The sequence below is a fragment of the Acidilobus sp. genome (genome assembly GCF_049973875.1).
Lineage (GTDB): Archaea > Thermoproteota > Thermoprotei_A > Sulfolobales > Acidilobaceae > Acidilobus.
The window spans coordinates 18,872-43,368 of the sequence record NZ_JBMFJI010000001.1; the positions used below are offsets into that span (position 1 = coordinate 18,872).

The 24,497-nt window shown below is 51.7% G+C and carries 31 protein-coding genes, 1 tRNA gene and 1 pseudogene; 13 read left to right on the forward strand and 20 right to left on the reverse strand.

Annotation, left to right across the window (positions count from 1 at the left end):
- The first annotated feature begins 69 nt into the window (after positions 1–69).
- Both ACP5H1_RS00095 and ACP5H1_RS00100 read left to right on the forward strand, forming a co-directional pair.
- Complete coding sequence (locus tag ACP5H1_RS00095; RefSeq protein WP_427970434.1) at positions 70–570, forward strand: DUF2258 domain-containing protein; 501 nt, start codon at positions 70–72, stop codon at positions 568–570.
- A gap of 123 nt (positions 571–693) precedes the next feature.
- Positions 694–1,068: a NifB/NifX family molybdenum-iron cluster-binding protein gene (locus ACP5H1_RS00100; RefSeq protein WP_427970436.1), complete on the forward strand. Its 375-nt coding sequence runs from the start codon at positions 694–696 to the stop codon at positions 1,066–1,068.
- A 41-nt stretch (positions 1,069–1,109) separates the two neighbouring features.
- Here the strand turns inward: ACP5H1_RS00100 and speD are convergent, their stop codons facing one another.
- Complete coding sequence (speD, locus tag ACP5H1_RS00105) at positions 1,110–1,493, reverse strand: adenosylmethionine decarboxylase (protein WP_427970438.1); 384 nt, start codon at positions 1,491–1,493, stop codon at positions 1,110–1,112.
- Positions 1,494–1,583: 90 nt separating this feature from the next.
- On the opposite strand from speD, the gene ACP5H1_RS00110 reads away from it, so the two are divergent.
- A complete protein-coding gene (locus ACP5H1_RS00110) occupies positions 1,584–1,781 on the forward strand; it encodes a hypothetical protein (RefSeq protein WP_427970440.1) in 198 nt (65 codons plus the stop codon).
- Between the two features lie 24 nt (positions 1,782–1,805).
- Here the strand turns inward: ACP5H1_RS00110 and rpsB are convergent, their stop codons facing one another.
- The 12 genes from rpsB to ACP5H1_RS00170 form a co-directional block, all read right to left on the reverse strand.
- Positions 1,806–2,525 carry a 30S ribosomal protein S2 gene (gene rpsB, locus ACP5H1_RS00115; RefSeq protein WP_427970442.1) on the reverse strand — a complete coding sequence of 240 codons (720 nt, stop codon included), beginning with the start codon at positions 2,523–2,525 and terminating at the stop codon, positions 1,806–1,808.
- Positions 2,522–2,761, reverse strand: coding sequence for a DNA-directed RNA polymerase subunit N (locus ACP5H1_RS00120; RefSeq protein WP_427970444.1), 240 nt, complete (start codon positions 2,759–2,761; stop codon positions 2,522–2,524). The genes rpsB and ACP5H1_RS00120 overlap by 4 nt, the downstream gene beginning before the upstream one ends.
- 7 nt (positions 2,762–2,768) lie before the next feature.
- Positions 2,769–3,260 carry a 30S ribosomal protein S9 gene (locus tag ACP5H1_RS00125; protein WP_427970446.1) on the reverse strand — a complete coding sequence of 164 codons (492 nt, stop codon included), beginning with the start codon at positions 3,258–3,260 and terminating at the stop codon, positions 2,769–2,771.
- A gap of 7 nt (positions 3,261–3,267) precedes the next feature.
- Positions 3,268–3,723, reverse strand: coding sequence for a 50S ribosomal protein L13 (rplM, locus tag ACP5H1_RS00130; RefSeq protein ID WP_427970448.1), 456 nt, complete (start codon positions 3,721–3,723; stop codon positions 3,268–3,270).
- Positions 3,724–3,734: 11 nt separating this feature from the next.
- Positions 3,735–4,091, reverse strand: coding sequence for a 50S ribosomal protein L18e (locus ACP5H1_RS00135; protein WP_427970450.1), 357 nt, complete (start codon positions 4,089–4,091; stop codon positions 3,735–3,737).
- Entirely contained in the window at positions 4,088–4,951 is an 864-nt protein-coding gene (locus tag ACP5H1_RS00140) for a DNA-directed RNA polymerase subunit D (RefSeq protein WP_427970452.1), read from the reverse strand. Before ACP5H1_RS00140 ends, ACP5H1_RS00135 begins: the two co-directional genes overlap by 4 nt.
- A 211-nt stretch (positions 4,952–5,162) precedes the next feature.
- Positions 5,163–5,558, reverse strand: coding sequence for a 30S ribosomal protein S11 (locus ACP5H1_RS00145; protein ID WP_427970454.1), 396 nt, complete (start codon positions 5,556–5,558; stop codon positions 5,163–5,165).
- Positions 5,539–6,072 (reverse strand): 30S ribosomal protein S4, encoded by a 534-nt coding sequence (locus ACP5H1_RS00150; RefSeq protein WP_427970456.1) that lies wholly within the window; start codon positions 6,070–6,072, stop codon positions 5,539–5,541. The genes ACP5H1_RS00145 and ACP5H1_RS00150 overlap by 20 nt, the downstream gene beginning before the upstream one ends.
- Positions 6,050–6,571 (reverse strand): 30S ribosomal protein S13, encoded by a 522-nt coding sequence (locus ACP5H1_RS00155; protein WP_427970458.1) that lies wholly within the window; start codon positions 6,569–6,571, stop codon positions 6,050–6,052. Before ACP5H1_RS00155 ends, ACP5H1_RS00150 begins: the two co-directional genes overlap by 23 nt.
- Positions 6,572–6,583: 12 nt before the next feature.
- Positions 6,584–6,967 carry a 50S ribosomal protein L7Ae gene (rpl7ae, locus tag ACP5H1_RS00160; RefSeq protein WP_427970460.1) on the reverse strand — a complete coding sequence of 128 codons (384 nt, stop codon included), beginning with the start codon at positions 6,965–6,967 and terminating at the stop codon, positions 6,584–6,586.
- A gap of 203 nt (positions 6,968–7,170) precedes the next feature.
- On the reverse strand, positions 7,171–9,378 hold the full coding sequence (locus tag ACP5H1_RS00165; protein WP_427970462.1) for a sodium-translocating pyrophosphatase: 2,208 nt from the start codon (positions 9,376–9,378) through the stop codon (positions 7,171–7,173).
- Between the two features lie 164 nt (positions 9,379–9,542).
- Complete coding sequence (locus tag ACP5H1_RS00170; RefSeq protein ID WP_427970464.1) at positions 9,543–9,677, reverse strand: hypothetical protein; 135 nt, start codon at positions 9,675–9,677, stop codon at positions 9,543–9,545.
- A gap of 25 nt (positions 9,678–9,702) precedes the next feature.
- Between ACP5H1_RS00170 and ACP5H1_RS00175 the strand changes: the two genes are divergently transcribed.
- Both ACP5H1_RS00175 and ACP5H1_RS00180 read left to right on the forward strand, forming a co-directional pair.
- The gene (locus ACP5H1_RS00175) at positions 9,703–10,449 is read left to right on the forward strand and encodes a hypothetical protein (protein WP_427970466.1); all 747 of its coding nucleotides are present in this window, start codon (positions 9,703–9,705) and stop codon (positions 10,447–10,449) included.
- Between the two features lie 67 nt (positions 10,450–10,516).
- Positions 10,517–11,486 (forward strand): annotated as a pseudogene (locus tag ACP5H1_RS00180) (aldo/keto reductase); the annotation flags it as partial.
- 13 nt (positions 11,487–11,499) lie between these two features.
- Here ACP5H1_RS00180 and ACP5H1_RS00185 read toward each other — a convergent pair.
- The 4 genes from ACP5H1_RS00185 to ACP5H1_RS00200 all read right to left on the reverse strand — a co-directional run bounded on the left by ACP5H1_RS00185 (position 11,500) and on the right by ACP5H1_RS00200 (position 12,905).
- A tRNA-Ala gene (locus ACP5H1_RS00185) sits at positions 11,500–11,572 on the reverse strand.
- 182 nt (positions 11,573–11,754) lie between these two features.
- Positions 11,755–12,222, reverse strand: coding sequence for a hypothetical protein (locus tag ACP5H1_RS00190; protein WP_427970468.1), 468 nt, complete (start codon positions 12,220–12,222; stop codon positions 11,755–11,757).
- A gap of 5 nt (positions 12,223–12,227) precedes the next feature.
- Positions 12,228–12,647, reverse strand: a complete 420-nt coding sequence (locus tag ACP5H1_RS00195) for a hypothetical protein (protein ID WP_427970470.1) — start codon at positions 12,645–12,647, stop codon at positions 12,228–12,230.
- Positions 12,648–12,905 (reverse strand): hypothetical protein, encoded by a 258-nt coding sequence (locus ACP5H1_RS00200; RefSeq protein WP_427970472.1) that lies wholly within the window; start codon positions 12,903–12,905, stop codon positions 12,648–12,650.
- Positions 12,906–13,241: 336 nt separating this feature from the next.
- Between ACP5H1_RS00200 and ACP5H1_RS00205 the strand changes: the two genes are divergently transcribed.
- Positions 13,242–14,144 (forward strand): UbiA family prenyltransferase, encoded by a 903-nt coding sequence (locus ACP5H1_RS00205; RefSeq protein WP_427970474.1) that lies wholly within the window; start codon positions 13,242–13,244, stop codon positions 14,142–14,144.
- Here ACP5H1_RS00205 and moaA read toward each other — a convergent pair.
- Positions 14,059–15,171: a GTP 3',8-cyclase MoaA gene (gene moaA, locus ACP5H1_RS00210; RefSeq protein WP_427970476.1), complete on the reverse strand. Its 1,113-nt coding sequence runs from the start codon at positions 15,169–15,171 to the stop codon at positions 14,059–14,061. The genes ACP5H1_RS00205 and moaA overlap by 86 nt on opposite strands.
- A 126-nt stretch (positions 15,172–15,297) precedes the next feature.
- Here moaA and ACP5H1_RS00215 point away from each other — a divergent pair, with 126 nt between their 5' ends.
- The 5 genes from ACP5H1_RS00215 to ACP5H1_RS00235 are packed head-to-tail and all read left to right on the forward strand — an operon-like array spanning position 15,298 to position 20,142.
- Positions 15,298–16,224: a hypothetical protein gene (locus ACP5H1_RS00215; RefSeq protein ID WP_427970478.1), complete on the forward strand. Its 927-nt coding sequence runs from the start codon at positions 15,298–15,300 to the stop codon at positions 16,222–16,224.
- Between the two features lie 6 nt (positions 16,225–16,230).
- Positions 16,231–17,556: a glycerate kinase type-2 family protein gene (locus ACP5H1_RS00220; protein WP_427970480.1), complete on the forward strand. Its 1,326-nt coding sequence runs from the start codon at positions 16,231–16,233 to the stop codon at positions 17,554–17,556.
- A complete protein-coding gene (locus tag ACP5H1_RS00225) occupies positions 17,546–18,694 on the forward strand; it encodes a PUA domain-containing protein (RefSeq protein ID WP_427970482.1) in 1,149 nt (382 codons plus the stop codon). The genes ACP5H1_RS00220 and ACP5H1_RS00225 overlap by 11 nt, the downstream gene beginning before the upstream one ends.
- Positions 18,687–19,505 carry a class I SAM-dependent methyltransferase gene (locus ACP5H1_RS00230; protein WP_427970484.1) on the forward strand — a complete coding sequence of 273 codons (819 nt, stop codon included), beginning with the start codon at positions 18,687–18,689 and terminating at the stop codon, positions 19,503–19,505. The genes ACP5H1_RS00225 and ACP5H1_RS00230 overlap by 8 nt, the downstream gene beginning before the upstream one ends.
- Positions 19,483–20,142, forward strand: a complete 660-nt coding sequence (locus ACP5H1_RS00235) for a tRNA(Phe) 7-((3-amino-3-carboxypropyl)-4-demethylwyosine(37)-N(4))-methyltransferase (RefSeq protein WP_427970486.1) — start codon at positions 19,483–19,485, stop codon at positions 20,140–20,142. The genes ACP5H1_RS00230 and ACP5H1_RS00235 overlap by 23 nt, the downstream gene beginning before the upstream one ends.
- Here ACP5H1_RS00235 and ACP5H1_RS00240 read toward each other — a convergent pair.
- Entirely contained in the window at positions 20,039–21,064 is a 1,026-nt protein-coding gene (locus ACP5H1_RS00240) for a hypothetical protein (RefSeq protein WP_427970488.1), read from the reverse strand. The two genes, ACP5H1_RS00235 and ACP5H1_RS00240, sit on opposite strands and share 104 nt — an antisense overlap.
- 71 nt (positions 21,065–21,135) lie before the next feature.
- Between ACP5H1_RS00240 and ACP5H1_RS00245 the strand changes: the two genes are divergently transcribed.
- Positions 21,136–22,524 (forward strand): MmgE/PrpD family protein, encoded by a 1,389-nt coding sequence (locus ACP5H1_RS00245; protein WP_427970490.1) that lies wholly within the window; start codon positions 21,136–21,138, stop codon positions 22,522–22,524.
- A gap of 47 nt (positions 22,525–22,571) precedes the next feature.
- On the opposite strand, the gene ACP5H1_RS00250 is transcribed toward ACP5H1_RS00245, so the two are convergent.
- On the reverse strand, positions 22,572–23,813 hold the full coding sequence (locus tag ACP5H1_RS00250; RefSeq protein ID WP_427970492.1) for a hypothetical protein: 1,242 nt from the start codon (positions 23,811–23,813) through the stop codon (positions 22,572–22,574).
- Between the two features lie 25 nt (positions 23,814–23,838).
- Between ACP5H1_RS00250 and ACP5H1_RS00255 the strand changes: the two genes are divergently transcribed.
- The gene (locus ACP5H1_RS00255; protein ID WP_427970494.1) at positions 23,839–24,297 is read left to right on the forward strand and encodes a DUF120 domain-containing protein; all 459 of its coding nucleotides are present in this window, start codon (positions 23,839–23,841) and stop codon (positions 24,295–24,297) included.
- Positions 24,298–24,497 lie beyond the last annotated feature (200 nt).

Below are 24,497 nucleotides of genomic sequence, written 5' to 3' on the forward strand. Positions count from 1 at the left end.
GCCGCTTTATCAAGAAGCTCTGCTAAAATTTAAGAGTTCTTAGCGTATTAATAAATAGCGGTGAGGCCCGTGAGCGCCCAGAACCCTTCCTCGGATGAGAGCGTCTCCAGGGATCTCGAGAGAGCTGAGGAGTATGAGGTTACAGTAGCCGGAGGCTCCGTGCTAGGCGCCAACAAGTATCAAATAAGCACCGGCATCATAATAGCTGCTAGGTATGCCGACAAGCTCAGAAGGGTGGCGCTTGTAGCGCTTGGAAAATATATACCAAAGGACGTCATCATAAGGGACATAGCCCAGCTTAACAAGGACCTTTACCATGAGATTGTAGAGAAGAGGAAGCTTGGGAAGCTCGACCTAGTAAGAATAACCGTAACGCTTCATTATGATGAGAATGAGAAGAGATTAGTATTTGACGACATAAAGATATCGGCTTTCGTCAATGAAGACGAGTGCAAGCAAGCCTATGAAAAGGAGCTCGAGGACCTCAGAAGACAAGTCCAGGAGTTGTCCGAAGAGAATAACAAGCTTAAGGAAAGCCTCAACAAGATTAAGGAAATAATACAGGCCTAGGCGTTTATCAGGGATCTCCGAACCTGATTTTCCACGCAAACAGAGGCTGTCGCACTTGCAGGGCCTTATATCAAGTACAACGCTTTTAAACTTGTATCGCTTATTCGAAATAGGTGAGACCCCTTGAAGGTGGCTGTTCCGACGGACGACTGTATGAGCATGACGTTTCATGGACCTAGGTCAGGTCTTTTCCTAGTTGCTTATATTAATAAGGATGGTAAAGCAGAGAATGTCGAGTGCCGCAAGGTTAATGCAGAGCACCCTCATAACGAGAGCTATAATCATCGTGAAGAGCACGAGAGAGGCCCCGAGCATGCCAGGTGGCACCTGGCCGTTCTGGAGACCTTAAAGGATGTTGACGTTGTAATAGCGATGCATATGGGCCCTACGTTAGTTCAGGCGCTGAGATCCCTGGGCAAGACGGTGGTGCTTGGGGTTAGAGTTGATAATATTGATGACCTAGGCGCCATTTTACGAGACGAAGGGCTACTATCATAATCAGGAACTAAATAATAAGGTTTCCTGAGGGCTAGGCGCCCCTATTCCAGACTTCTGTCCGCGGAGCCCATAATTAGATCCTCAGGCTCCAGCGCTTTGACTATATAATTGAACGCTTTGAGGGGATCGCTGCGAGGCCCACAACTGTAGACGTCAACTGTAGCAAACTTGTACTCAGGCCAAGTATGTATGGTTATATGGCTCTCAAGCACTATTGCAACAGCGCTTACGCCTTCGCCTATCTTCCACGACTTAACGTCCAGTATGGTCATCCTGCCGACCCTGCCCGCCTCGCGCAGCAGCTCCTCAATAGCCTGAGGATCCCTTAGAATTTCATCGTTACGGCATCCCTTTAGGTTCCCATAAACGTGGCGGCCGATGACCTTAGGTGTATTCTCAAGCAGCTCCTCTTCTATGTTCTGCACACCCCCCACCCCCTATTTAAGGGTCCGTACGCTATATTAACCCCCCTATCCTTTTAAGCGTTACCCCCACCCCTCTCGCTGGTTCAAAAGGTGCCCACTTTGGAGGATCTACATTCAAGGACCCCTCACGAGCTCATAGACCTTGTACTAATAAGGCTTGAACTCATAGAGAGGACCGCCAGCGAAATGGCCAAGGACGAGAAAAGCGCAGGTAAGCTCCTGGCTATAGTCCAGGAGACAGAAAGCATAAGGGAGCTTCTGGCGGTGTTAAGGGATAAGTGCCGATAAGAAAAAGTCACATGCGCGCAGAGACTAAGCCGTGCCAGAGCCCTCAGCCACTTTACCAGCCATGAAGTCTTCATAAGTGAAGGGGGGCTCCTGGCCTGGCTGGAGCAGGCCCCTGTTCCTCATTATTTCCCTCGTGAGGAGCCAATAGACGAGGGCCAGGCTCCTCCTGCCCTTGTTATTGGCAGGTATGATTAAGTCTACGTCTTCTACCCTGCTGTCTGTATCTGCAAGCGCCACCACGGGTACTCCTATCTTTGAGGCCTCCACTACTGCCTGCCTGTCAGTCCTGGTGTCCGTTACCACAACAACCTCAGGCTCCACGTAGATGTCTAGCTTCGGGTTAGTGAATATGCCCGGCACTATCCTACCAACCACGGGCTTGCAGCCTATCTTTTCACACATGGCAGTGACGGGCCTCTGGCCATAGATTCTAGTGGCCACCACGGCTATCTTTGACGGGTCAAAGCTTGCCAGGAAGCGGCCCGCTATCCTTATCCTTTCATCTATCTTCTTCACGTCAAGCAGGTAGAAGCCGTCAGGCAGGACCTTGTAAACGAACTGCCTCATGTACTTTGTACATATTTGTGTCCCATAGACAACGCCAGCCTTCTTGTAGAGGTCGGAGGGAACCAGCAGGCCCTGCTCCTCAGCCTCACTTATCTGCTGCCCCTCAACTGACCTCTCCTCAGCCTCCTCCCTCTCAGCCTCAGGGTTAGGCTCTTCCTGCTTCTGTTCGTCACTCACTGGAGGTCACCCCTTCCCTCAACCCTTAGCCTATTCACCCTCACAGCGCTGTAGCTGGCCACCTGCTCTATATAAACAACGCTGGTGTAGAGGGTCCTCCTGCAGCAATACCTATAGACTCCCAGGTCGTCAAGCACCTTGTTTGGGTCCTCCCCAGCCTCAACCCTCCTACGGAACTCCTCCCAAAGGTGACCTAAGGGCGCACCGCAGGTCATGCACCTGACAGGGGGAAGCAAGCTCAGGTCACCTGTACGATGTCTGCCATCCCCTCCTCGCGCTGTACCTCATGTACTTCTCTGGCTCTGTCCTCCTCTGGTCGCCAGCCAACATAGTTCTGTCGTACTCCGTGAAGAGGTTCCTGAGCTTCTGTGCTATCGCTTTGCTCTGCTCGCAGTTGTCCTTACTGATAACGCACTTGTCGAAGAAGTCAACAAGCCCCCTAGCTATTGCCATCCTTACGGCGTCTGCCTGGCCCATAAAGCCTCCCCCGCGTACGCTAACATCTATATCTACTAGCCTAACCACTGCATCGCCGGCTATGACGAGGGGCTCCATCATCTTAAGTCTTGCCACCTCAACAGGCCATACCTCTACAGGGACTCCATTGACCTTCACGCGTCCCTGGCCAGGCCTTATGTAGGCCCTGGCTATGGCGGTCTTTCTCTTGCCCACGGATATTATAACGTTGCTCTCGGCCTGAACCTGCTTGGGCTGCGCGGTACCCTGCTCAGACATGGCTCACTCACCTGCTCCAGCCAAGCTGCCTAGCTATATCTGCTAGTGTAGCGTACTTTGACTTTGTGAGCTTCTCCACGGTCATATTGCTTGGGAGCTTTGCTGCGTTCTTACCAGCAAGCTCCTTAGGTACCCCCACATAGACTCTCAGCCTAGAGTACGCCTCCTTGCCTTTGTCGTTCTTCGGCAGCATGCCCCTTACCGCCTTCCTAACTAGCATCTGGGGGCTCCTGGCCCTCTTGGGCCTCCACTTCTCGGAGAGGTGTACCTTGACCCCAAGTATTGTCCTCCTATAGAAGTAGATGAGCCTGACAGGGTCACCGCTCACAGCAACCTTGTCTGCATTCACTATAGTTACCCTTTTGCCGCTGAGGAGCTGCTTGGCCACGTAGGTGGCAAGCCTACCTAGTATGGCGCCGCTTCCGTCAATTATTAGCTCCTCCCGAGCCGCCTGCTGGCTCAACCATGAACACCTCACACCAGTACCTTAACCTTGGTGTAGTCCTGCACCTCATTCACGGCGTCCCTGAGGGTTAAAATTCTTCCTCCCGCAGATGCTATCTGCTGCGCGGCCTTAGCTGAGAACGTGAAAGCCGCGACCGTGACCTTCTTATTTAACCTCCCCGTGCCTAGCACCTTGCCAGGCACTATTATAAAGTCCCCATCTGACGCATACCTGTTTATCTTGCTTAGGTTTACCTGAGGGCGCCTCCTGGCTGGTCTGCTCAGAAGCTCGGCAACTCTTCCCCAGATGGGCTTCTCCCTAGCCTTGGACCTAAGCAGTCTGAGAGTTTCAATCATAGTCTCATTTGTAGTCACTACCCTCCTCATTTGGGTCCTACCTCCTCCACAACCTGCGCCTCCTCAAGCTCCTTTAACAGCTTATCTGCCTTCCTTGCGAGACAGTTTGTGGCCTCCCATATAATCCTTGCGGGTTCAAGGGCTCCAGTGGACTCCACCGTTAAGTAAAGCTTTGATGGATCGTAGATGACCTTTATGGCGCCCTTGCAACTCTCCTCCTCACAGTACCTTAAGGCGCTGGTGTTGACTTTATAGTTCAGCTCCAGCATACCAGCGCTGCCGCCCTTAATGGCTCCCACCAGGTCCTGGTAGGCCGAGATGCACTCAAGGCATTCAGATGCTACTTTCGATGGATCATACTCAACGTGCACTGAATACCTGAGGACCGATACTGAGGCCGGGCTCCACTTGCCGTGCTCGTAGCCTCTGCCTAGCCTTGCGTATCCAACTAAGTGAATTCTCTGCCCAGGCGCCAGGTACACTATGGGCGTCTCAGGATAGACAGGCCTTATGTCAGGGTCTGAGAACTTTAGGTCTGACGCTTTTACATAGACGCCGCTGGCAGCGTCCTGAGGAACCTCATACTCCAGGTACACCTGAGCAAAACAGTGAGAGTCGTTCTCGCTTGCGTTAGAGCACTCCTCAGGTGAGCCGTACCTCCTGAGGGCTTCGTCAGACCTAAGGACCAGGAGTCCAAGTCTATGAGCTATTATTTCATCATAGACGCTACTCTCATTATCATAAAAGTACACGAAATCGACCGCCATGGTAGGGACCTCTGAGAGCGCAAGCCTCCTGAGAGCATTACCATAGGCCACAGGGAAGCCCTCCATAGACACGGTTATCCTGTTGTTGCTGAGCTCAACTATGCTAACCTTCTGGTCCTGCATCGGTTGTTCCCACAACGGCTAGGATAGGTTTCAGTTATAAGTTGTAGGTAGTTCCAACGCCATTGAGACCAAAACGCCACAGCGCGTCGAAGGGCTGAACTCCTGGCCTTTATTGAGGCCCTCGTAGCGGGGCTAACGTGGCCCTCGTGATAATAAAGAAGAGGCAAAAAGGTGTAAAAGCATAAGCCCATGTAAAATGCAAGTAGTTGGTTTAGACCCTTCTTCCCCTTCTTCCTCCAGGCCTCCTAGTGGTATCGTGAGGTATAGGGGTCACGTCCTCTATTCTTCCTACAACAAAGCCTGCCCTAGCGAGCGCCCTTATGGCGGCCTGGGCTCCGGGCCCTGGCGTCTTAGGACCGTGGCCCCCTGGGGCCCTGACTTTGATGTGTATGGCCGTTATTCCTCTGTCCATGGCCGTCTGCGCGGCCCTGGCGGCTCCGAGCATAGCTGCATACGGGGACGGCTTCTCGCGATCGGCTTTAACTACCATGCCGCCCGATACCCTTGCCGCCGTCTCGGCGCCGCTCATGTCAGTTATGTGAATAATCGTGTTGTTAAAGCTGCTGTATATGTGTGCTACCCCCCACTTAAGCTCCCTGAGCGACATTCTGCTCACCACCGGACTGCTGCGCGCTCGCCCTCAGTGGGCTTCCTGGGGCTATTTCTATTCTATCCTCCTCATCGCGTGGGACTATGTAGCCAGGGCTCGTGACTCTCCTGCCGTTGATAGCTATATGCCCATGAGTCACCAGCTGCCTCGCCTGATAAATAGTCCTTGCCAGCCCCTTCCTGTAAACCAGCGTCTGAAGCCTCCTCTCAAGCACGTTCTCTGCTGTAAGCCCAAGCACGTCGTCCAGCACCGCGTCCTTGCCCACAAGCCCCATCCTGTACAGAGTGTCCAGTAAGTTCTTGGCTGCTATAGACCTCTCCTGCTCTGGCAGGGCCAGGAGGGACCTTGCCCTCAGCCTGAAGTTCCTCACTATAGACTCCGCTATCCAGACCTCCCTCTTGTTCCTAAGCCCGTACTTACCTATCAGCTCTAGCTCGTGCTGAAGCCTGTCCTTTATCCAGGGGTGACCCGGGGTTAACCACTTATGTCTACTTTTCTTGGGATCCCCCACTGCTGCTCACCTTACCTCCTTCACCACCAGCTCCTGGGACAGCCGCGGCCCTCTTAACGCCTACAGTCATTCCGGTCCTTCCAGTGGTGTGGGTCTTCTGGCCCCTGACCTTATATCCTAACTTGTGCCTAACTCCGCGCCAGGATCCTATCTTTATCTCCCTGTCTATGTCACGCCTTGCAACGAATATCAGCTCAGCGCCTACTAAGTGTTTGTCCTGGCCGCTCTCATAATCTTTCCTTCTATTATAAAGCCAGGAAGGCAGGCTGAGGCGCGTTAAGTCGTTAACTGCGTCCTCCAACCTCTTTATGATGTCAGGCTGAAGGTAGCCTATGCGGGCCGTGGGGTCTATTCCAAGCTTTCTAGCTATGGCAAGGGCGGTAGTGTAGCCTATGCCCTTTATTCTAGAGAGGCCGTAGATTACAGTGTCTTCTCCTGGTACGTCTGTGTTTGCAATCCTTACAACCTGTGTAAAGGATGTCGGCTCCCTCTTGGACATGCCCTAGTTACCTCACTTACCTGACTTAGACCTGAGCTCCTTTACCCTGTCTATTACCTTCTTTAGATCCTCGCCCGCCTCACCGGGATCTACTATCGCCACGCTGGCAGCCGCCACGTCTATCTTAACTGCCTCGCCGAGCCTCTTCTTGCTGGGGACGTAAACGAAGGGTATCTTCTTGCTGTCACACAGAAGCGGCAAGTGCTCAACTATCTCCGGTGGATCAACGTCGGTAGCTATCACCACTAGCTTTGCTGTGCCACGCTCTACGGCCTTGGTGGTCTCGTTAGTGCCCTTCTTTACCTTGCCAGTCTCCCTCGCCTTAGCCACAAGCTTATACACGTCCTCCGCTAGATCGTCCGGCACCTCAAACAGCACGTAGCTGGGCTTAGACATGGACCCTCATCCTCCTCCTAGCGTCGCTACGAATTCACCGCTGAGACGGGTTTAAAAGAATAACTAGCCTTTAATAAGTCGAAAGTAACCCATGGCCCTTAACTTGCGAGAGGCCTTCAAAGGAAGGCCTCTGGTCATTAAAAAGGAAGAGAACATGCTTATTTTGATTATATTAACTAACTTCTCAAGATAGTTTAGGTCTATTACAATGCAAGGAGCCCGTGCACTAACATCCATACGCCTAGGCTTGCGTTGGCGGCGACTATCATGGGCGCGAAGACCACTGAGAGCGTGTTAAGGACCTTTATTAATGGGTTCATCGATGGACCTGTGGTGTCCTTGAAGGGATCTCCCACGGTGTCACCAACCACTGCGGCTTTATGCGCATCGCTGCCCTTGCCTCCAAGCTTTGGGTCAAGCCCGGCCTCAATATATTTCTTGGCGTTGTCCCAGGCGCCCCCAGCGTTGGCCATCAGCAAAGCCCTTGGAACGCCTACCAATATGGCGCCCATGATAAGTCCTGCTATGGCCTGCCACCCAAGCAGGAGGCCAGCGACAATAGGCGCTATTATGGCCACCAGCACCGGCATCATGAACTCCTGTAAGGCCCTCCTTGTAGCTATGTCCACGACCCTGGCGTAGTCGGGCTTCTCCTTCCACTCCATTATGCCCGGCCTCTCTCTGAACTGCCTTCTTATCTCCTCGACTATCTCCATCGCGGTCTTTCCTACGGCTCCAAGGGTTCTGCTGGCGAGCACGTAAACTACTACAGCGCCTATCAACGCGCCGATGAGCACGTTAGGATTAATCACGCTTATGCCATTTAACAGGTCAACAGGGTCCGCCACGTACTTCCCCGCAACGCTTATAACTTCAAATATGAAGCCTATGAACAGGACCAGCGCTGCCATAGCGGCGCTGCTTATGGCGTATCCCTTGGTTGTCGCCTTAGTAGTGTTTCCCACGGCGTCAAGAACGTCAAGCCTGTCCCTCACCTCCTCCGGCAGGCTTGCCATCTCGGCCACGCCAGCAGCGTTGTCGCTGACTGGCCCGAAGGAGTCAGCGGTTATTATTATGCCAGCCACCGACAGCAGGCCCACAGAAGCAAGGGCCGTCCCATATATGCCGGCTAGGAAGCCTGAGTATCCGCTGAGGACGCTGCTAGACACAAGAGAGCTGAAGGCTAAGTACCCTAGGGCGTAGGTCAGGCCTAGCACGAACGCTATCAGTAGAATCACAGGTATAGCGCTTATCAGGCCATAGGCGTAGCCCGTAACTATCACAGTAGCGGGGCTTATTAGGGCCTGGTTGGCTATCTCCTTGACTGGCTTGTAGGTGTAGTGCGTGTAGTAGCCGGTAAGCGCAAGCACCAGGGGAGCCACCGCCGCCCCTAGGGAGGCCGCCAGCGGGGCCACCAGGGCCACCTTAAGGCCTAGGTTACCGAGCAGCGCCACGCTAACTATGAAGAAGAGCGCTATGGATATCGCTATCGTCTCATATATGTCGATCGATATTGCAGTGAGGGGGTGCTGGGACCCCTTCAGCCTCAGTATCGAGATCCCGACGAAGGTCGCTATCAGGGCCAGGGCGCCGTAAAGCAGCGGCAGCACGACTAGCTGTGGATACGTTGACGACCAACCCATTATCCACGAAAGGAATATGGCGCCTGTCACTATGACTATGTATGACTCGAAGACGTCAGCGGCCATTCCAGCTACGTCACCTACGTTATCGCCCACATTGTCTGCTATAACTCCAGGGTTCCTTGGGTCGTCCTCAGGTATGCCCTTCTCCACCTTGCCTACGAGGTCAGCGCCGAGGTCCGCAGCCTTAGTGTAGATGCCCCCACCTACCCTCATGAATAGAGTGACAAGGCTGGCGCCGAAGGCCATAGATGCCAGGGCCAGGGCCCACGAGCTTGGTATTATTGACGTGAAGCCCATGTAGAGGGCGCTTATAAGGAACAGCGCAATGCCTGCAAGCGAGAGTCCCATCACAGCACCGGCGCGCCAGGCCACCCTGAGCGAGGCAAAGACGCTGTTCCTGGCTGCCATTGCAGCCCTTGAGGCAGACCTAGTAGTCACATACATACCTATGTAGCCTGCGGCCATAGAGCCTAGAGCGCCAACTATAAACGCCGCAGCAGACGACCCTCCTAACGTGTAGCTATGATTAACTGCCGAGATGCCTACACCTATTATTATTGCCAGCGCTACCAGCACTATGAAGAGCGTCCTGTACTGCCGGAACAGGTAGGCCTTGGCGCCGCTTGCAATAGCATCAGATATGAACTTGACGTTCTCAGGCCCTGGGTCTTGGGAGAGCACCCACCTGGCAAGCCAAATAGCTATAACTATGCTTATGAAGCCCACCACTGCGCTAACAGAGGCTATCAATAAGTCTATTTTCATGCATGACTACACCATGCATATTAAGAAAATGAAAGTAGAGGGTTAAAAACTTTCTTAACTCACAATTAATACACACATTCTCTTATACAGTTTCTAGAATTCGCGTCTCCAGTTACTTGCTCGCCTTTATCTTTTTCTCAGTAAGCCATAACTACGAGGCGGCATCAGGCAAGGCCTGCGGCCTCAGGGTCGCTGTCGGAGGGCAGAACGTAATATTTTCCTGAGGCCCACAGCATAAGGGTGAGAGGGCTGCTCTCCACAGTCAAAAGGTCTTTGATGCTTACGCTATCAGCTCCCATTAAGCCTGGGGCCGTCCACAGGCTTATGACTGACAGCGACTTTGAGAGGAGGCTATACGAGGTCGTGGAGGTGGTTCCATATATAGATGAGGCCTACAAGAGGTCTCAGCTTGTTGCCGAAGGAAGGATCTCTTCAAAGGACTTAGGACTAGGCGCAATAATTGGCAAAGCGCTAAGATCGGCCTTTGACGCAAGCGGCGAGCTCCCCCTCGTGGGCCTCTGGAGCGCTGCTATAGTTGCTGGGGCCGTGGAAGGCTATTCAGAGTCCGCCAACCTGAAGATGCCTGATAACCTTAAAGTTGTAACCACCAGGCTGCTCTATGGCAGCTCTCTATACGACGTTGAGACGTTCATGGAATCTCTGAGCGACGTCGGCGACTCTGACCTGCTTCAGTTCCTTGAGAACAACGGAATATCCCCGAGCAACGTGCAGCTTAGGGCTCCCACCCTTGGCGATCTCTTCGAAGTAGCGCAGGGGCTTGACAAAGGGTTTATGATAAACGCTAAGGGCGTTGAACAGCTTGTAGGACTAGCTAAACTCTTTGACGAAGCAAAAGGCGTCATAGCTGGTATTGTCAAGGTCTATATGCAGCTCGCCAGCGAAGTCGTCAAAGGCTCGGGCATCGCTTTAACCTCCAGGTCCCTGGACCCTAGCCTCCTCCTTAAACTTGACAAAGTCCTAGTCCAGGATAGGGCCACGCTTAATAGAGTTCTTGGCGGCGTGTTCCTTACTTCATATATCTATGGCACTACCAAGGGGTTGGCCATCTAAGAGCCTCACCGACGCGTAAGTACAAGAAATTAATGCCGCGCCCTGAAACGGCCCTTAGCGACGGCCCATGAACTATAGGAGACTCCCGAACGGCCTAGAGGTTTCCGAGCTGGGCGTCGGCGTCTGGTCACTTGTCACTAACGAGTGGGGCGCTGATACCAGCATAGCGGAGGATATCATTAAAGAGGCCCTAAACCTCGGCATAAACTTTTTTTGACACGGCGGACGTCTATGGTAGGGGCAGAGGGGAGGAGGTCCTTCACAGGTCGCTAGGTCCAAGGATAAGCGATGTCGTTATTTTAACAAAGATAGGTCTTGACTTTTACGGTTGTGGCGGTGTAAAGCCCAACTTCAACGTAGATTACCTTAGAGTGGCGCTGTCCAGGTCCCTTGAAAGGCTCGGAGTTGGATATGTTGACATACTTATGCTGCATAACCCTATAATGAATGTAATTAAGAGCCGTGATGTCTTAGAGTTTTTGAGGGAAGTTAAGAGGAGCGGCGAGGCAAAGATGGTAGGTGTCGCGCTGGGGCCCACGCTAGGCTGGGGCGAGGAGGGCAAGGCCGCCATTTACATGGGTTACGAGGCGCTTGAGCACATATTCAATGCAATTGAGCAGCTTCCAGGGCTTGAGCTGCTCAAATTTGACAGCGTTGCTCAGTTCATCAGAGTACCGCACGCCTCAGACGTACTCGACGAGGAGAGGTGGCCCCTGAAGCAAAGTCCAAGCCTCCACAGAGGCCTTAAGAGCTACTCATGGATTCAGCGTGCCTTGGCTGAATCGAAAGGTCTAACGGATATTGCTAACAGAGCGGGACTTAAGCTTTATGAGCTAGCCCTAAAGTACGTCCTTGCATATGAGAACGTGAGCTCGGTTCTACCTAACATAACTTCAAGGCATGACCTTCAAAGGTTTGTAAAAGCCGTGGAAAGGCCACCTTTAGATAAGAGCACCGTTGAGGAGGTGCTCTCTTATTGGAAGTCTCGCCTCCTTGACTTAAACTATGAAAGTATTAACGAGACCGACAGGTTTAAACAGCAAGAGCAGGTGGACCGGCCGGGATTTGAACCCGGGACCTCCGCCGTGCGAGGGCGGCGCTCTTCCAGCTGAGCTACCGGCCCACTTGCCGGTCCACCCAACTACTCTTGATTAGGACATCTTATAAACGTTAGCGCGGGCCAAAAACCAAACTATATTGCGATGAAGTCCTGTCGCTCTTGAAGGCTCCAACTTACTACGCTCAACCTTGAGCTCTTTCGTCGATTGCGCTCATTTACCAACGTCACATTAGGTCGGCGTAGGCCTAACTGCTGCGGCAAAGGAAGTATTCCGCGAACGGCAGTACTGCGAGGGGGAGTGAGATGGTCAGGAGAAAAGCAAGTATCAGAGGGTAAATGCCTATAGATACGTACACAGTTTCATAAGCCGTTAGCTCAAGGGATATCCTTATGTAGCCTCCAGGCATAATGTAGTTAACAAGGTACACTATTACTAATACCCCCAAGAGGGAGTCCAAGGACTTTAGGAAAGGACTTATGACTTTATCTTTAAATATTCTACTGGCCACTGCCAGGGCTTCAAAGATGGCTATGTATGTTATTAATATGCCCTCCGGATATGCACTGGTTAGATAGCCTAGGTAGCCTTCCACGCCGGCTTGATGAATTATAAAGCCCAAGATAAAGGGAACTAAGAACATATAAAGTATCACGTAAAGGAGCCCATCAACGACGCCTTTAATCGCCTCTAGCGCCGCCTCCCTTAAGTTCATTGACGTCACCCTCTGTTGAGCCTTGCTTTAAGGCTTAGGGTGATGGGATATATGCCATAAATATTTCCGCTAAGTACAAACGTTGCAGAGGAGGCGTTCTCCAGGTAACCCAAGGGTATGCACACGTAAAAGCTTTCTCCTTGTGATAAAGCGGCCTTGGCCACAGTTATGTTAACCTCGTCACCGTTAGACAAGGCAAGAGATAGCCTAAAGTATGCAGAATAAAGAGGCGCGGCTCCATTATATGTAACTGTGAGCTTCTCTGAGCTCTTATTGCAGGGAGATGCCCCTGTCATAGGCGATGCAGTTATGTTCAACAGGCCTTTTTGCGACGCGGCAGAGTATACGAAATCTACTAAGGGATAGGTCATCACGAAGACTATTACAAGGCCTGCTATTATAAACATAGTCCTAAGGCTAACCATTTACTTGCTTCCCCTCAGGAGTTCGACGCCCTTACCGAGTATTATTGAGCCTGCGGCTAAGGCTATGCTAAGGAAGACGACCATTATTAGAATGACAATTATCAAGTCTGCGTATGCGCCCAGAGCCCCAAAGGTGGAGTTAGCCGAGGCGCTGGCCTGAAGATAGCTCAAAGCGCCGCCAAATGTAGACTTGAACTTTTCTACGTTTTGCACGGAAAGGTAGGCCGCTACTGCGAAGTAAAACACTACGAGCATCAAGGCCAGGCCCACGCCTACAAGACCCAGGCCTAGCCCTTTATTTTGGCTGCCTTCAGTTGATGACCCCATTTAAAATCCCCTGGTTAGCTTTGTTACTGTTATTTTAAAAGGTTTATTTATCTGCATCAGTGACGACGTATGCGAAGCTAAATATTTCATAATAACAATTTAAGGGGCTTAGTTCCATGGGGTTCCTAAATCAAATTTAAGCTAATGCTCTATCACCTTTTAGCGCCAACGCGTTCCTAAGCCCCTGCCGCAACTCCTAAGCGCAAATACAGGTATTAACAGACATTATTTAATATGTACTGCAATACCAGCTCTCAAGGGCTAAGCATGAGCGTCTTATCAAAAGCAAGATATATAATTGAGATGACAAAGCCCCCTCAGCTAGGGCTACTGACGTTTACGGCTTATAGCGCTTACTTTGCGGCTGGAGGCCCTCTCGACGCCACCAAGCTGCTATTACTTGCCATAACATCGCTCGGCTCCATAGGCGGTATAACAGCCCTTAACATGGTCCTGGAAGTTGACATAGACTCTGCAATGGATAGAACCAGAAAGAGGCCCATACCATCTGGTAAGCTCAGCTACCGCGAAGGTCTTGCGGCGTCGCTGGTCATGATAGCGATAGGGGCGGCCGCCGCCATGGCTCTTAACTTCTACGTGTTACTAGCGGTTCTGCTGGCGTTCCTCTTCGATATACCAGTTTACACCATACTACTGAAGAGAAGGAGCCCACTGAACATAATCTTTGGCGGCATCGCTGGCGTCATGCAAGTACTAGGGGGGTGGGCCGCCGCCGCTGGCGGCTATAGCCTGGCGGCCCTTTTCCTTGCCCTGGCAGTCTTAGCATGGATACCCATGCACATATGGTTCATAGTGTACTATTATTATGATGACTACAAAAAGGCGAGGATACCCATGTACCCTGTCGTCGCGCCGCCCAGAAGAGTTTCAACAGCCGTAATAGGACTCTTAACAGTGATGTTAGCCAGCATGTGGCTCTACTGGGCCGTAACCTCCAAGGGGCTGCTAGGCGACATTCTGCTTACACCGTTAACTGCTGTGGCCGCCTACAAGGTCTACAGGTTTTCCAGCTCGCCCAACAAAGAGGCTGCTAAATCTATATTCATACTTGCCAACCCGACCCTCATAGTCGCTTTCCTATTTGCTCCCTTGGCTGTACCTCATGCGGCCGCGCCGTTGGCCCAGCTGGGGTCGTTGCCATTGACATAACCTTCTTAGGCAACACAAGTCTACCGGCGACATTATAGGAGGTTAGGGTATGGCCATCACCGCCAAGAGGCCACATGTAGAAGGGCTTCCTTAATTGGTTGACCTTAATTAGAGCCTTCACTACGCCATCTATGGCCTCCTCTTTAGTCCTCGCCTCCCTGAGCACTTTAAGTACGTTGACGCCTGGGCCCATGTAATTTATGCAGGGGGTCAGGCGGCCGTCCGAGAGCAGCCTAACTCTCCGGCAACCAGCGCAGAAGAGCGGGTTGTTGAACGGCTTTACAACTTCCACGGTGACGCCGTTCTTAAGAATATAGATGGGTCTATTATGAAGAGGCCTCAGCACCACCTTGCTGCTGTACTCCTTAAGCTTAGACTCCAGGGAGGATAAGTCAACGTGCATATCTTTGAAGACCCTAAGGCCTTCGTTTACAGGCTGGAGCTCTATCAGCTGAACGGCCACCCCTCTGCTAGAGGCGAAATCTATGATGTCCCACACGTCGTTAACGTTAACTTTGGTTACCGTGACGTTCACTTTTACCTTAAGTCCTACGTCTAAGGCCCTCTCTATGCCATCAATTACATGATCAAGACCGTCAACTCCAGTTATTATTTTGTAGTGTTCCCTGTTAAGCGAGTGAAGGGACACGTTAACCCTTCTCAGACCTGAGTCGTAGAGGGCCTTGGCATAGGCGGAGAGTAGGTAGCCGTTAGTCGTCATCGATATGTCCACGTCAGGTCCTGACGCATCCCTTATGTTAGATATTATGGAAGCTATGTCGCTCCTCACCAGCGGTTCCCCGCCGGTTATTTTGAATGCCTTTATGCCGAGCCTGCTGGCCGCAGCGGCTACCACGTAGTAATCGTCTGGCCTGAGCTGAGGCGGGCTGGTTCCTATTCTGGCGGGACCACCCGAAGGGTCGCCCTCTATGTGGCAGAAGAAGCACCTGTAGTTGCACTCCCTCGTCACGGCTATTCTAAGGTTGTCAAGCGGCCTGCCGTAGGCGTCGCTGATATGCGCATCCAAGGCTCGTCCCATTAATCTTAAATCATTGGAGGTTAAATTCAGGAGCACAAGTGAGCCCTACCAGGACGCTAAGACTGTTACAGTGTATTAAAGTCCCAGCGCTGTGAGCACTCTTAGGGCTAAGGATTGTTAACCGGAGTGATAGCCTCCCTGGTATCGGCGGACATGAACAGAGCGCAAGAGCTGGCCGGTTCCATAGCAAAACTTAACGATAAAGGGCGACTCCTCATGTACTACAAGAGGCTCTCCGAGGGAAAGCTCTTGTCCATAATAGTGCCCACGGAATACCCAGCCACTGTCATCAACGCGGCCATATCTATGTCTCTAGCCGACATAGGCGTCGTGGTCACAGGGTATGAAATGGATTGGAGGGACGGGGAGCTTCTAACACTTGTTGACGCCTCATCTTCACAGCTTGGATTAGCAGCAGCCGACTCTAAAGAGAGCGTGGAGAAGCTAGTAAATAGCAGTGGCCTGAGGCTCAGCACGCTGAGCGTGTCGGAGTTCGCCGTGTCCCTGCTAGCACATGGGGAGAAAGTGTCGTCTCGTGACGAGAGCTATGTATTCATAGACCGAGCGTTCCTAGTCAAGGGTGTTGGGCCTGTCATCCTTGGCTACACTAAAATGAATGTATACGTACATGATAAGCTCTACGCGGTGCCCATAAACAAACAGGTTGAAATAAAAAGCATAGAGGTGCTCGATGAAGAAGTGGACTCTGTGGGGCCCGGGGTCAGAATAGGTTTTGCAGTCAAAGGGGCCGAGGTTGATGAACTTAAGGAAGTCTACGCTCTGGTGCCCGATCCGTCCAAAACAGTCAGTAAGCTGGCCCTAAGAGTGAAGGCGTATCCTTGGACCGAGGTGCCGAGCTCCGGGACTTTACATGTGGTGGGCGGAGGGACGGCCGTGGTGGCAAACATTGATAGGTACTATAATGGCTCCATGGAGCTCTCCTTATCTAAACCTCTCCCACTACTTGACAGGTACCTGTTGGTCAACGTGAACGCAAAACAAAAGCACTCAAGGGTGCTTGGCTACCTATTCCCTGGATGACACGCTATGAGGCCTGAGCAGCTCAAGGAGAAAATTATAAATGTTTCATTAAACTCCTCTTCGCTTTACGGCAAGGTCAAGTCTAAGGCCCGCGAGCTTGTGAAGGCCCTAAAAGACGGCTATTTAGTCATATCAATGGGCAAAGCGTCCATAGCCATGCTCAAGGGCTTCATCGACGGCAGCGGCCTGGAGCCTATTGAAGGCCTTATAGTAAAGCCTAGGGGCCTTAGCTATGACGTCGCCCTTGATAAAATCAACATCAACATCATCGAGGCTGGCCACCCGTTGCCTGATGAGGGCAGCCTAAGGGCTGGAGAAAAAGCTCTAATGATAGCAAAGAAGGCGGGAGAGCTCGAGAGACCTTTAGTGGTCCTGGTGTCAGGCGGAGGCTCTGCGATGGTCGAAAGCCCCATTGAAGGCGTTAGCCTCGAGGACCTAGTGGCCATTAACAGGCTCCTCCTAAACTCTGGGGCCTCCATATCAGAGATAAATGTAGTAAGGAGACACCTCTCAAGGGTCAAGGGAGGAGGCCTGGTCAAGGCGTCTGGCAACGCCGAAGTCTACGGCCTCTATGCCAGCGATGTGCCAGGGGATTTCCTAGAGGACATAGCCTCGGGACCCACCGCGCCTGACCCTACGACGTTTCGCGACGCGCTTGAAGTCCTGGAAAGGTATGAGCTATTAGATCAGGCCCCGGAGAGCGTCGTTAAAGTCCTTCGAAAAGGCGAAGAGGGGGCCATTGAGGAGACCTTAAAGCCTGGAGATCCGCGGCTGAGAAGAGTAACTAACGTAATAGTTGCCAGCGCCTTTGATGTAGTAGATGGTGTGGCTAAAGCCCTCTCAGAGGAGGGCTACAATACTATTATATTGACGACGACTGCCCAGGGCGAGTCGAGGGAAGTAGGTAAGTTCCTGGCATCAATAACGTTTGATATCATTAGAAAGGGCGTGCCGTTGAAGCCGCCGGCAGCTATAGTAGTTGGCGGTGAAACCAGCGTCAGCGTTAAAGGCCACGGCCTTGGGGGAAGGAACCAGGAGCTTGCGATCTCTTGGGCCCTTGAGCTGAGGAGGCTTGGCATACGCGGAGATGAGGCCCTAATGATAGCGATGGCAACCGATGGCATAGATGGCCCTACGGACGCTGCTGGGGCAGCTATAACTCCTGGTTCCATAGACTTAATGTACAGGTCTGGCGTAAACCCTGTAAAGGCCTTGATCGAGAATGACAGTTACCATGCCCTGGCCGCCGCTGATGCACTCATAAAGACAGGACCCACGGGATCTAACCTTAATAACGTCATCGTAATTCTAGTGAGCGACCATGAGCGTTGAGAGCCTAATCTATGATCAAGGTTTACTTGAATCGTTAAGTGCCATCTCAAGGAGAGGCGTAAGAAGTCTCCTCGAGTCTCTTCTGAGGCCTCCCAGGAGGTTTTACCTGAGGGTTAACAATCTTAAAGTCGACACCGCGACGATGTTAGATCTGCTATCCGGCAGTGGCGCTAGGTTCTACGTTGATGAACAGCTCCCTTACGCCATCTGGGTAGACGTGAAGGGTCCGTTTAAGGTGGATCTTCACGATAAAGTAGTGGTCGCCGATAAGAAGTCAGCTGAGTCGGTCTACGTAGGCAGTGACCTATACGGACCTGGCGTGCTTAAAGCTGAGAGAGTCAAGGCAGGTGATGAGGTCACTATAGTCACTATCGACGGCAGGCCTGTGGCGGAGGGCGTAGCCATAATGGACGGCAAAGAAATGGCCGAGCACAAGAAAGGCATCGCAGTTAAAGTTACAAAGTCCGTCTACGCCACCCCTAAGGTCAGGGAGCTGCCGGGCTTCAACGAAGGCCTCATCTACAGCCAGAGCCTGCCAAGCATGTGGGCTGTTGCCATAGCGTCGCCATCGCCAGGGGAGACAATCATTGACTTTAACGCCGCGCCTGGGGGCAAAACTAGCCTGGCAGCGCAACTTGCCGGTAGAAAGTCAAGAATTATAGCAATAGATCGCGCAAGCAAGGTAGAGAAGCTCAGGAATAACCTAGTCAGGCTTGGCGCTGACTGGGTTAACGTAATAGGTGGCGACTCCAGGAGGGCCTCATCGCTGCTTAACATGGAAGGTAAAGCCGACTTAGTGATCATAGACCCTCCATGTACAAACCTGGGCGTGATCCCTAAGCTATATGATACCAGGTTGCTCGCTGATGCGGTAGTCCTTTCGAGGTATCAAAGGCAGTTCATAAGCGAGGCTTGGAAGGTGCTCAAACCTGGGGGAAGGCTTGTGTATTCAACTTGTACCCTTACAGACATAGAAAACGAGGCCAACGTAACCTTTGCTACAGAGCTGGGCTTTGAGGTGGTCAAGCCTTATCCAATGCCGAGAGAAGCTAGCTACAACGGGTTAGGCCTGAGGTTTTCACCTGAGGACGGCCATCCAGGCTTCTTCATTTCGCTTATGGTGAAACCCGATGCCTGATGAAAACGCCAGGTTTAAAGTCGAGGTCATCGGTGACATAGCTATTATCAAGCCACCTCACGGAACGAAGCCTGACCTAGAGCTGGCCAGAAGATATGGTGAAGGGCTCTTAAAGAGCCCAAGCATTAAGTCCGTGTGGCTTGCTGAGGGACCGGTCGAAGGGCCCTACAAGGTGAGGAGTAACCTCGTGTATCTGGCTGGAGAGAGGAGGACGGAGACCGTTTACAGGGAGCACGGATGCAGCTTCAAGGTAGACATAGCTAAGGACTTCATAACTCCCAGGCTAAGCTATGAACACATGAGGGTAGCTAAACTTGTAAGGAGCGGAGAGATCGTAGTGAACATGTTCGCCGGCGTTGGGATATTCTCAATAATAATAGCCAGGTACTCTGGCGCAAGGCTTGTCCACAGCATAGACATTAATCCGGACGCATTCGAAAAAATGGTAGAGAACATCAGGCTCAACAAGGTTGAGGGGAGAGTTTTACCTTACCTTGGGGACGCCGCAAATGTTGTAGAGGAGAGGCTCAGAGGTGTCGCCAACAGAGTTCTTATGCCGCTGCCCGATCTGGCCGTACCTTACTTTAGGTACGCCGTAGATGCCATAGATGGTGAAGGCTACGTTCACGTTTACCTTCACATACATGCAAGTAAAGGCGAAGACCCAGAGGAAAACGCAAGGAAGCTCTTCGCCGAGCATATAAGAAACGCTGAAGAAATTAGCTGGAGCTTTGAGGCCTCACGCGTAGTAAGAATGGTAGGACCCCGCTTTTATCAGGTGGTACTGGATGTCTACGTTAAAAAACGATGAGCTTCGCAGGACGCTCCTTGAGGAGAGGCTGATAGGGTACTTAGACCCCTGCGCTGAGAGCTACCTGATGAAGTTAAATGGCCCCTTTATCAGGACTACCAGCAGTTGCACAGGCCGAATAACCATTGTTGAGGGCGAGTGGCACTGGCTCAGGGACTCCGCTAGGATCGTGTTTAAAACTCACTCAAAGATAAGCATATATCAGCTGGCATCCGCGCTTGCTAAGCCCTTTGACAACCTTTGGCTTAAGGTAACGGGCCCCATAATACACGCCAGAGTTTACGGCGTTGAGACTGTGAGGCAGCTTATGCTGGCGGCCAGGGAGGCTGGCTTCAAGCACAGCGGCATAATGTACATAGAGGCTGACGGAAAGGAGTTCGTTGTAGAGATGCTCAGCGCCGTGCAGCTCTCCATGCCACTTAGGTCTCAGGGCCTCTGGATGGTTAGGCCTGACTCGCTGAGCTCTATAGTTGACATGGCTAACAGCGCGCTGGAGGAGGGCTGGAGGAGGCTTGCCAAGCTATCTGAGCTGGCTATGAAGGTACAGGCTTCTTTAATCTCGCAAGGTTCCTCCTATATGCAAGGAGAGGATGAGAGGCTCCACAATCCATCGGGCAAAGGCCCTTGCTCTTCATGAACTTGCAGCTGTAGGTCTTGTAAGTGGATCCGAGGCCCGCCTCTATCAAGCTCCTGGCCAAAGCCTCTCCGGCTCCAGGGCTCAGCTTAAGTAACCTGGCCAGCTCGTCCCCTATGGTCTTGTGATCAACCCCAAGGGACGCTAAGAACGAAATATAGGCATATATTTCCTCGTCAGTCTCTGCTTTCTCCTTAAGCTTTAACATGCACGGCGGAAAGGCCTCAACGTTAGGTCCCTCCTGGCTAACAGACACCTTAGAGTCCCTTGCGTTTAACGCAATGAGCGCCTCCTGGGCCAACAGCAGCGGCTTATAGTCCTCAGCGCGCAACGCATCTATTACTTTATAGATAGCCTTCTCAGACGCGAGCGATAAGAATTCCCTCAGGGTCTCCTCGTCCATAAAGACGAGACCGCCCTTAACCATTGAGTTTACCAAGGACCACCTCTCGTGAGGCACAGGGACCACAACCTTAAGGTAATCTGATACGGGGACTGCATATCTTAGAAGTTTATAGGTTATCTTACCATTTCTTAGCTGTGACCACGGTATCTTCACGTGGGCAAGGTTCACGCTGACTCCAAGCCTTTTTGCTAGCATGAGAAGCGTTTCCTCATCCTCCTCTTTGAGGAACTCCATGGCTCTCCTAGCCTCGGCCTTTGAGAACATCTCTTCAAGCCTCTTTGAGTTGGCCGCCGCGGCCGCCGCAGCTGCCAGGTAAAAGGATGCCACCTCCTCCTCAGTATTGACTTCGTGGAAAACCCTTACCTTGCCCTCCCTTACTGCGTCAAGGAGCCTTGTCTTGGCCAGCTCGAAGACTTTCTGATCCTCGGCCAGGTCCTTAAGCGAGACCTGGTAGCCGTAAGCCTCTGACAGGTACCTTCTGGCATCCACTATGAAGGGGTACTTCGAGTACGTGAGCAAGGCGGCTCTTCGTAACAGGTGTCTTCGTCAGACATTAATAAGGGTAAAGAGCCCTCACCTGTGGTGGTAACGTGAAGGACTTAGCCTCTCGCATAGCGAAGTGGGCCGTTGACCTCAACTTTAATAGGCTTCCAACTGAGGTTATAGAGGAAGCTAAGAAGAGAATAGTTGATACCCTAGGCGTCGCCCTTGGCGCCTTCAATGAGACCCCGCCCAGCATAGCTAGGTGGATTGCTCAGTCATCAGCTAGCTCCAGGCTGCCTGCCACCATATGGGGAACAAAGTTCATGGGGCCCGCAGACCATGTTACCTTTGCCAACGGCTGCGCCGCCAGGTACTTTGATTTTAACGACACCTACCTCTCGCGCGAGGCCCTTCACCCGAGCGACAACATAGCCCCAGTTATGGCAGCCGCTGAAATCGCAGAGGCTGACGGACGCAAGGTTATAGAGGGGATAGTGGCAGCATATGAGGTCACGGCCAGGCTGGCAGATGCATATAGCGTCAGGAACAGGGGCTGGGACCACGTGCTCTACATAGCAATAGCCTCAGCCGTAGGTGCTGGCAAGGTGCTTGACCTTGACGAGAACAAGATGACTCAGGCAATAAACTTGGCCACGGTAAACGCCGCCGCCCTTAGGCAGACGAGGGCCGGGGAGCTGAGCATGTGGAAGGGGTGCGCCGCTGCTAACGCAGCGCGCAACGGCCTCTTTGCAGCCCTCCTGGCCTGGCGCGGCATGACGGGCCCCTCGCCAATATTCAGCGGCGAGTTTGGCCTCTTCAAGGTGGCCCTGGGCGGCGACACCTTCGACATACCAAAGATGGGGGGAGAGGGCAACGAGGGCTACAAGCTCCTTCAAACCAGCATAAAGTACTGGCCTGTAGAGTACCACGCCATGAGCGCTGTTGAAGCTGCTCTTAAGATAAGGCAGGAGGCAGGGTCCATAGGCCCAGACGATGTAGAGTCCGTCAACGTTGAAACCTTCACCGTTGGATATAACATAATAGTTAAGGACCCTGAGAAGTGGGACCCAAGGACCAGGGAGACCGCGGATCACAGCATGCCTTATATAATAGCTGCTGCCCTGCTGGACGGCAAGGTTTGGCTGGACACATTTAGGCCCGAGAGGTACTTAGCTGACGATGTAAGGAAGGTGCTTAAGGTAATGAAGGTTTCCATAAGTCCAGAGGGCGACAAGCTGTATCCCGAGGGCATAAGGAACTCCATAACAGTGAAGTTAAAGGATGGCCGCACCTTCACAGAGACCTCGATATATCCGCCAGGCCACTATAAGAACCCGCTGAGCAAGGAGGGCGTTGAGTCGAAGTTTAAGTCTCTGGTGGGAAGCTCCGTGCCCAGCAGCGACATGGATGTTGGCCTAAGGACGCTCTGGAGCTTTGAGAGGTGCTCAAATGTAAGCCTAGCCTTAAGGCTCCTTTCTCGCGCTGACCAGATGTGAGCTATTTTAAAAATGCGTACTTTTCTTAATCGATGTAAATGAGGTAGTCACTTTCTCTTAACTTGCTTTCTTTCAATCCCGCTGGGACTCAGAAGATATGCGCCTCCCAGAACACCTACGATAACCCCAACGACAAACATGCCACCTGCCAATATGCCTCCCCTTCTAGCCAAATGAGCGTAGTAACCCTCTGCGTTCTTTGTTATATATAGTTGCCTCTCATAATAATATAACTTAGCGCTAAGGTTATTGACCTCCTGCGTGAGGCTTTTGACGCTGTTGTTCAGAAGCGAAAGCTCTGTGTTAAGCGAGGAGACCACCCCATCTACGTTCATCGACTGAGGCACCTTGCTCTCTATTCCTGGATATAGGGCCTCAGCAGCCTCCAGGGAGCCTACAGAGGCCAGTTCGAACGGATTAAAACCTACAGCAAATAAGTTAAGGCTTACATTAAAGTTGTCACCTGGCTTCAGAACAGGCGTTCTTACGAAAGTGATAATATATGCCTGCGACTCATTTATTCCAAATAACTTGCCCTCGAGGAATTCCACTGAAGATGGATGGTCTATAGAACTTATGCCTAAAGCCGCTGCTGGCGTCGAGTTGCTAGAATAAGCTGCTAACGCTGTTAATACAAGGCCTGAGACCTCCGAGCTGTTGGAGAGACTTAAAACTTCGAAGCTCCCGTTTGACGCATTTTCAAGCTGCGCTGCTGCAGCCCAGGTACCTGTCAGGCCGGCAGCCCCTGCTCCATAAGCTAAGTAGGCAAATGCAGGCCTGTCCCCCATGTTGGTGACTGATATAAGGACTCTCACGTAGGGTTCAAGCCTGCTAAACGTCATATAAACTACTATACCGAATGGGTATGATACGTCACTTGCAGGGATCAACTTTAAAGTCTCGGAGTTGTTGGTGCTTCGCACCACAGTGGCCAGCCACGTAGTTGACGTCAGGTTACCCGGAAGCGGGACTTCCGTTGAGTTTGGACTAGATATTGATATCAAGGGGCTTGGCACCTGCGTGTTGCCTGTGGGAATTATTGGAAGTAATGAAGGGGAGGTAATATTTACAAGCCATGAAGAAGCCCTCAAGCCGTTGTGCAGATTAAGCTCTATATAATAAAACAGGTTACTCACAGTAAGAGTTCCATTAGTGGCACTCGAGGAGGATACGCTAAAAGGCAGCTGCGCAAAGGCGCGAGGCTGTAAAGAGATTATGAAAATGCCAGCAACAAACAGCATAATTATTAAGGGAGCCATAATTCTTGCAGCGAGCCTCCTCACATTCAATGCCTAATGGCACCTTAGGTGAAGCATGTTCCAAGGGACTTTAAAAATTATTGAGATCTTCCTTACTTACTGTGATGAGAAGTTGAGGGCAGACATTAAAGCTAAAGTGTTTAGCGGCTTAGGTGAAGGCGAGTTCTTCGTCAACCTGTATGCAAAGAACATAAGGAAGGCTTTGGGTTTTTCTCCCTTTCCGGGGACCCTTAACCTTAAGGTGGAGGAGCCTTATGTAAGTGCGCTTACTGCCGCATTAAACAAAGCAGACCCCGTAATAATAGATCCTCCTTTAGTCCCTGGCATGACGCTTGGAAGAGTACTGGCTTACCCTGCGCTCCTCAACTACACGGTCAAAGTGTTCATAGTGAGACCTGAAATAACCGTGTATAAGAGTGATGTCATAGAGCTCGTAGCGGAGATTAAACTTAGGGATCTCTTAAACCTAACGGACGGCTCGGAGGTGACAGTGACCATAGAAGTGCCCGGGTAATAAGATCCAAATTCACCTTATGATTAGCATCTTATTAGAATCGTGAGCCGACGTAAACTGCCGTGCGTAGATCTTCGTCGTACTGATACGGCCCCTTATATTGCCTAAGACTTACGCTAAAGCGCCATAACCTTATATCATAAATTCTTAGGTCAAGCCTTTTAATATGACGTTTAGAAAAGAACAGCATTAGAAGCCTC

Excerpts from the sequence above, each read along its gene's own strand:
- ACP5H1_RS00195 (WP_427970470.1), bottom strand. The coding sequence starts at position 12,647 with ATGGTTAGCCTTAGGACTATGTTTATAATAGCAGGCCTTGTAATAGTC.
- ACP5H1_RS00190 (WP_427970468.1), bottom strand. The coding sequence starts at position 12,222 with ATGAACTTAAGGGAGGCGGCGCTAGAGGCGATTAAAGGCGTCGTTGAT.
- ACP5H1_RS00145 (WP_427970454.1), bottom strand. The coding sequence starts at position 5,558 with ATGTCGCTCAGGGAGCTTAAGTGGGGGGTAGCACACATATACAGCAGC.
- ACP5H1_RS00220 (WP_427970480.1), top strand. The coding sequence starts at position 16,231 with ATGAGGCCTGAGCAGCTCAAGGAGAAAATTATAAATGTTTCATTAAAC.
- ACP5H1_RS00205 (WP_427970474.1), top strand. The coding sequence starts at position 13,242 with ATGAGCGTCTTATCAAAAGCAAGATATATAATTGAGATGACAAAGCCC.
- ACP5H1_RS00175 (WP_427970466.1), top strand. The coding sequence starts at position 9,703 with ATGACTGACAGCGACTTTGAGAGGAGGCTATACGAGGTCGTGGAGGTG.
- ACP5H1_RS00255 (WP_427970494.1), top strand. The coding sequence starts at position 23,839 with ATGTTCCAAGGGACTTTAAAAATTATTGAGATCTTCCTTACTTACTGT.
- ACP5H1_RS00225 (WP_427970482.1), top strand. The coding sequence starts at position 17,546 with ATGAGCGTTGAGAGCCTAATCTATGATCAAGGTTTACTTGAATCGTTA.
- ACP5H1_RS00125 (WP_427970446.1), bottom strand. The coding sequence starts at position 3,260 with ATGTCTGAGCAGGGTACCGCGCAGCCCAAGCAGGTTCAGGCCGAGAGC.
- ACP5H1_RS00235 (WP_427970486.1), top strand. The coding sequence starts at position 19,483 with ATGTCTACGTTAAAAAACGATGAGCTTCGCAGGACGCTCCTTGAGGAG.
- ACP5H1_RS00135 (WP_427970450.1), bottom strand. The coding sequence starts at position 4,091 with ATGAGGAGGGTAGTGACTACAAATGAGACTATGATTGAAACTCTCAGA.
- ACP5H1_RS00230 (WP_427970484.1), top strand. The coding sequence starts at position 18,687 with ATGCCTGATGAAAACGCCAGGTTTAAAGTCGAGGTCATCGGTGACATA.
- rpl7ae (WP_427970460.1), bottom strand. The coding sequence starts at position 6,967 with ATGTCTAAGCCCAGCTACGTGCTGTTTGAGGTGCCGGACGATCTAGCG.
- ACP5H1_RS00165 (WP_427970462.1), bottom strand. The coding sequence starts at position 9,378 with ATGAAAATAGACTTATTGATAGCCTCTGTTAGCGCAGTGGTGGGCTTC.
- ACP5H1_RS00170 (WP_427970464.1), bottom strand. The coding sequence starts at position 9,677 with ATGGGAGCTGATAGCGTAAGCATCAAAGACCTTTTGACTGTGGAGAGC.
- ACP5H1_RS00155 (WP_427970458.1), bottom strand. The coding sequence starts at position 6,571 with ATGTCCAAGAGGGAGCCGACATCCTTTACACAGGTTGTAAGGATTGCA.
- ACP5H1_RS00140 (WP_427970452.1), bottom strand. The coding sequence starts at position 4,951 with ATGCAGGACCAGAAGGTTAGCATAGTTGAGCTCAGCAACAACAGGATA.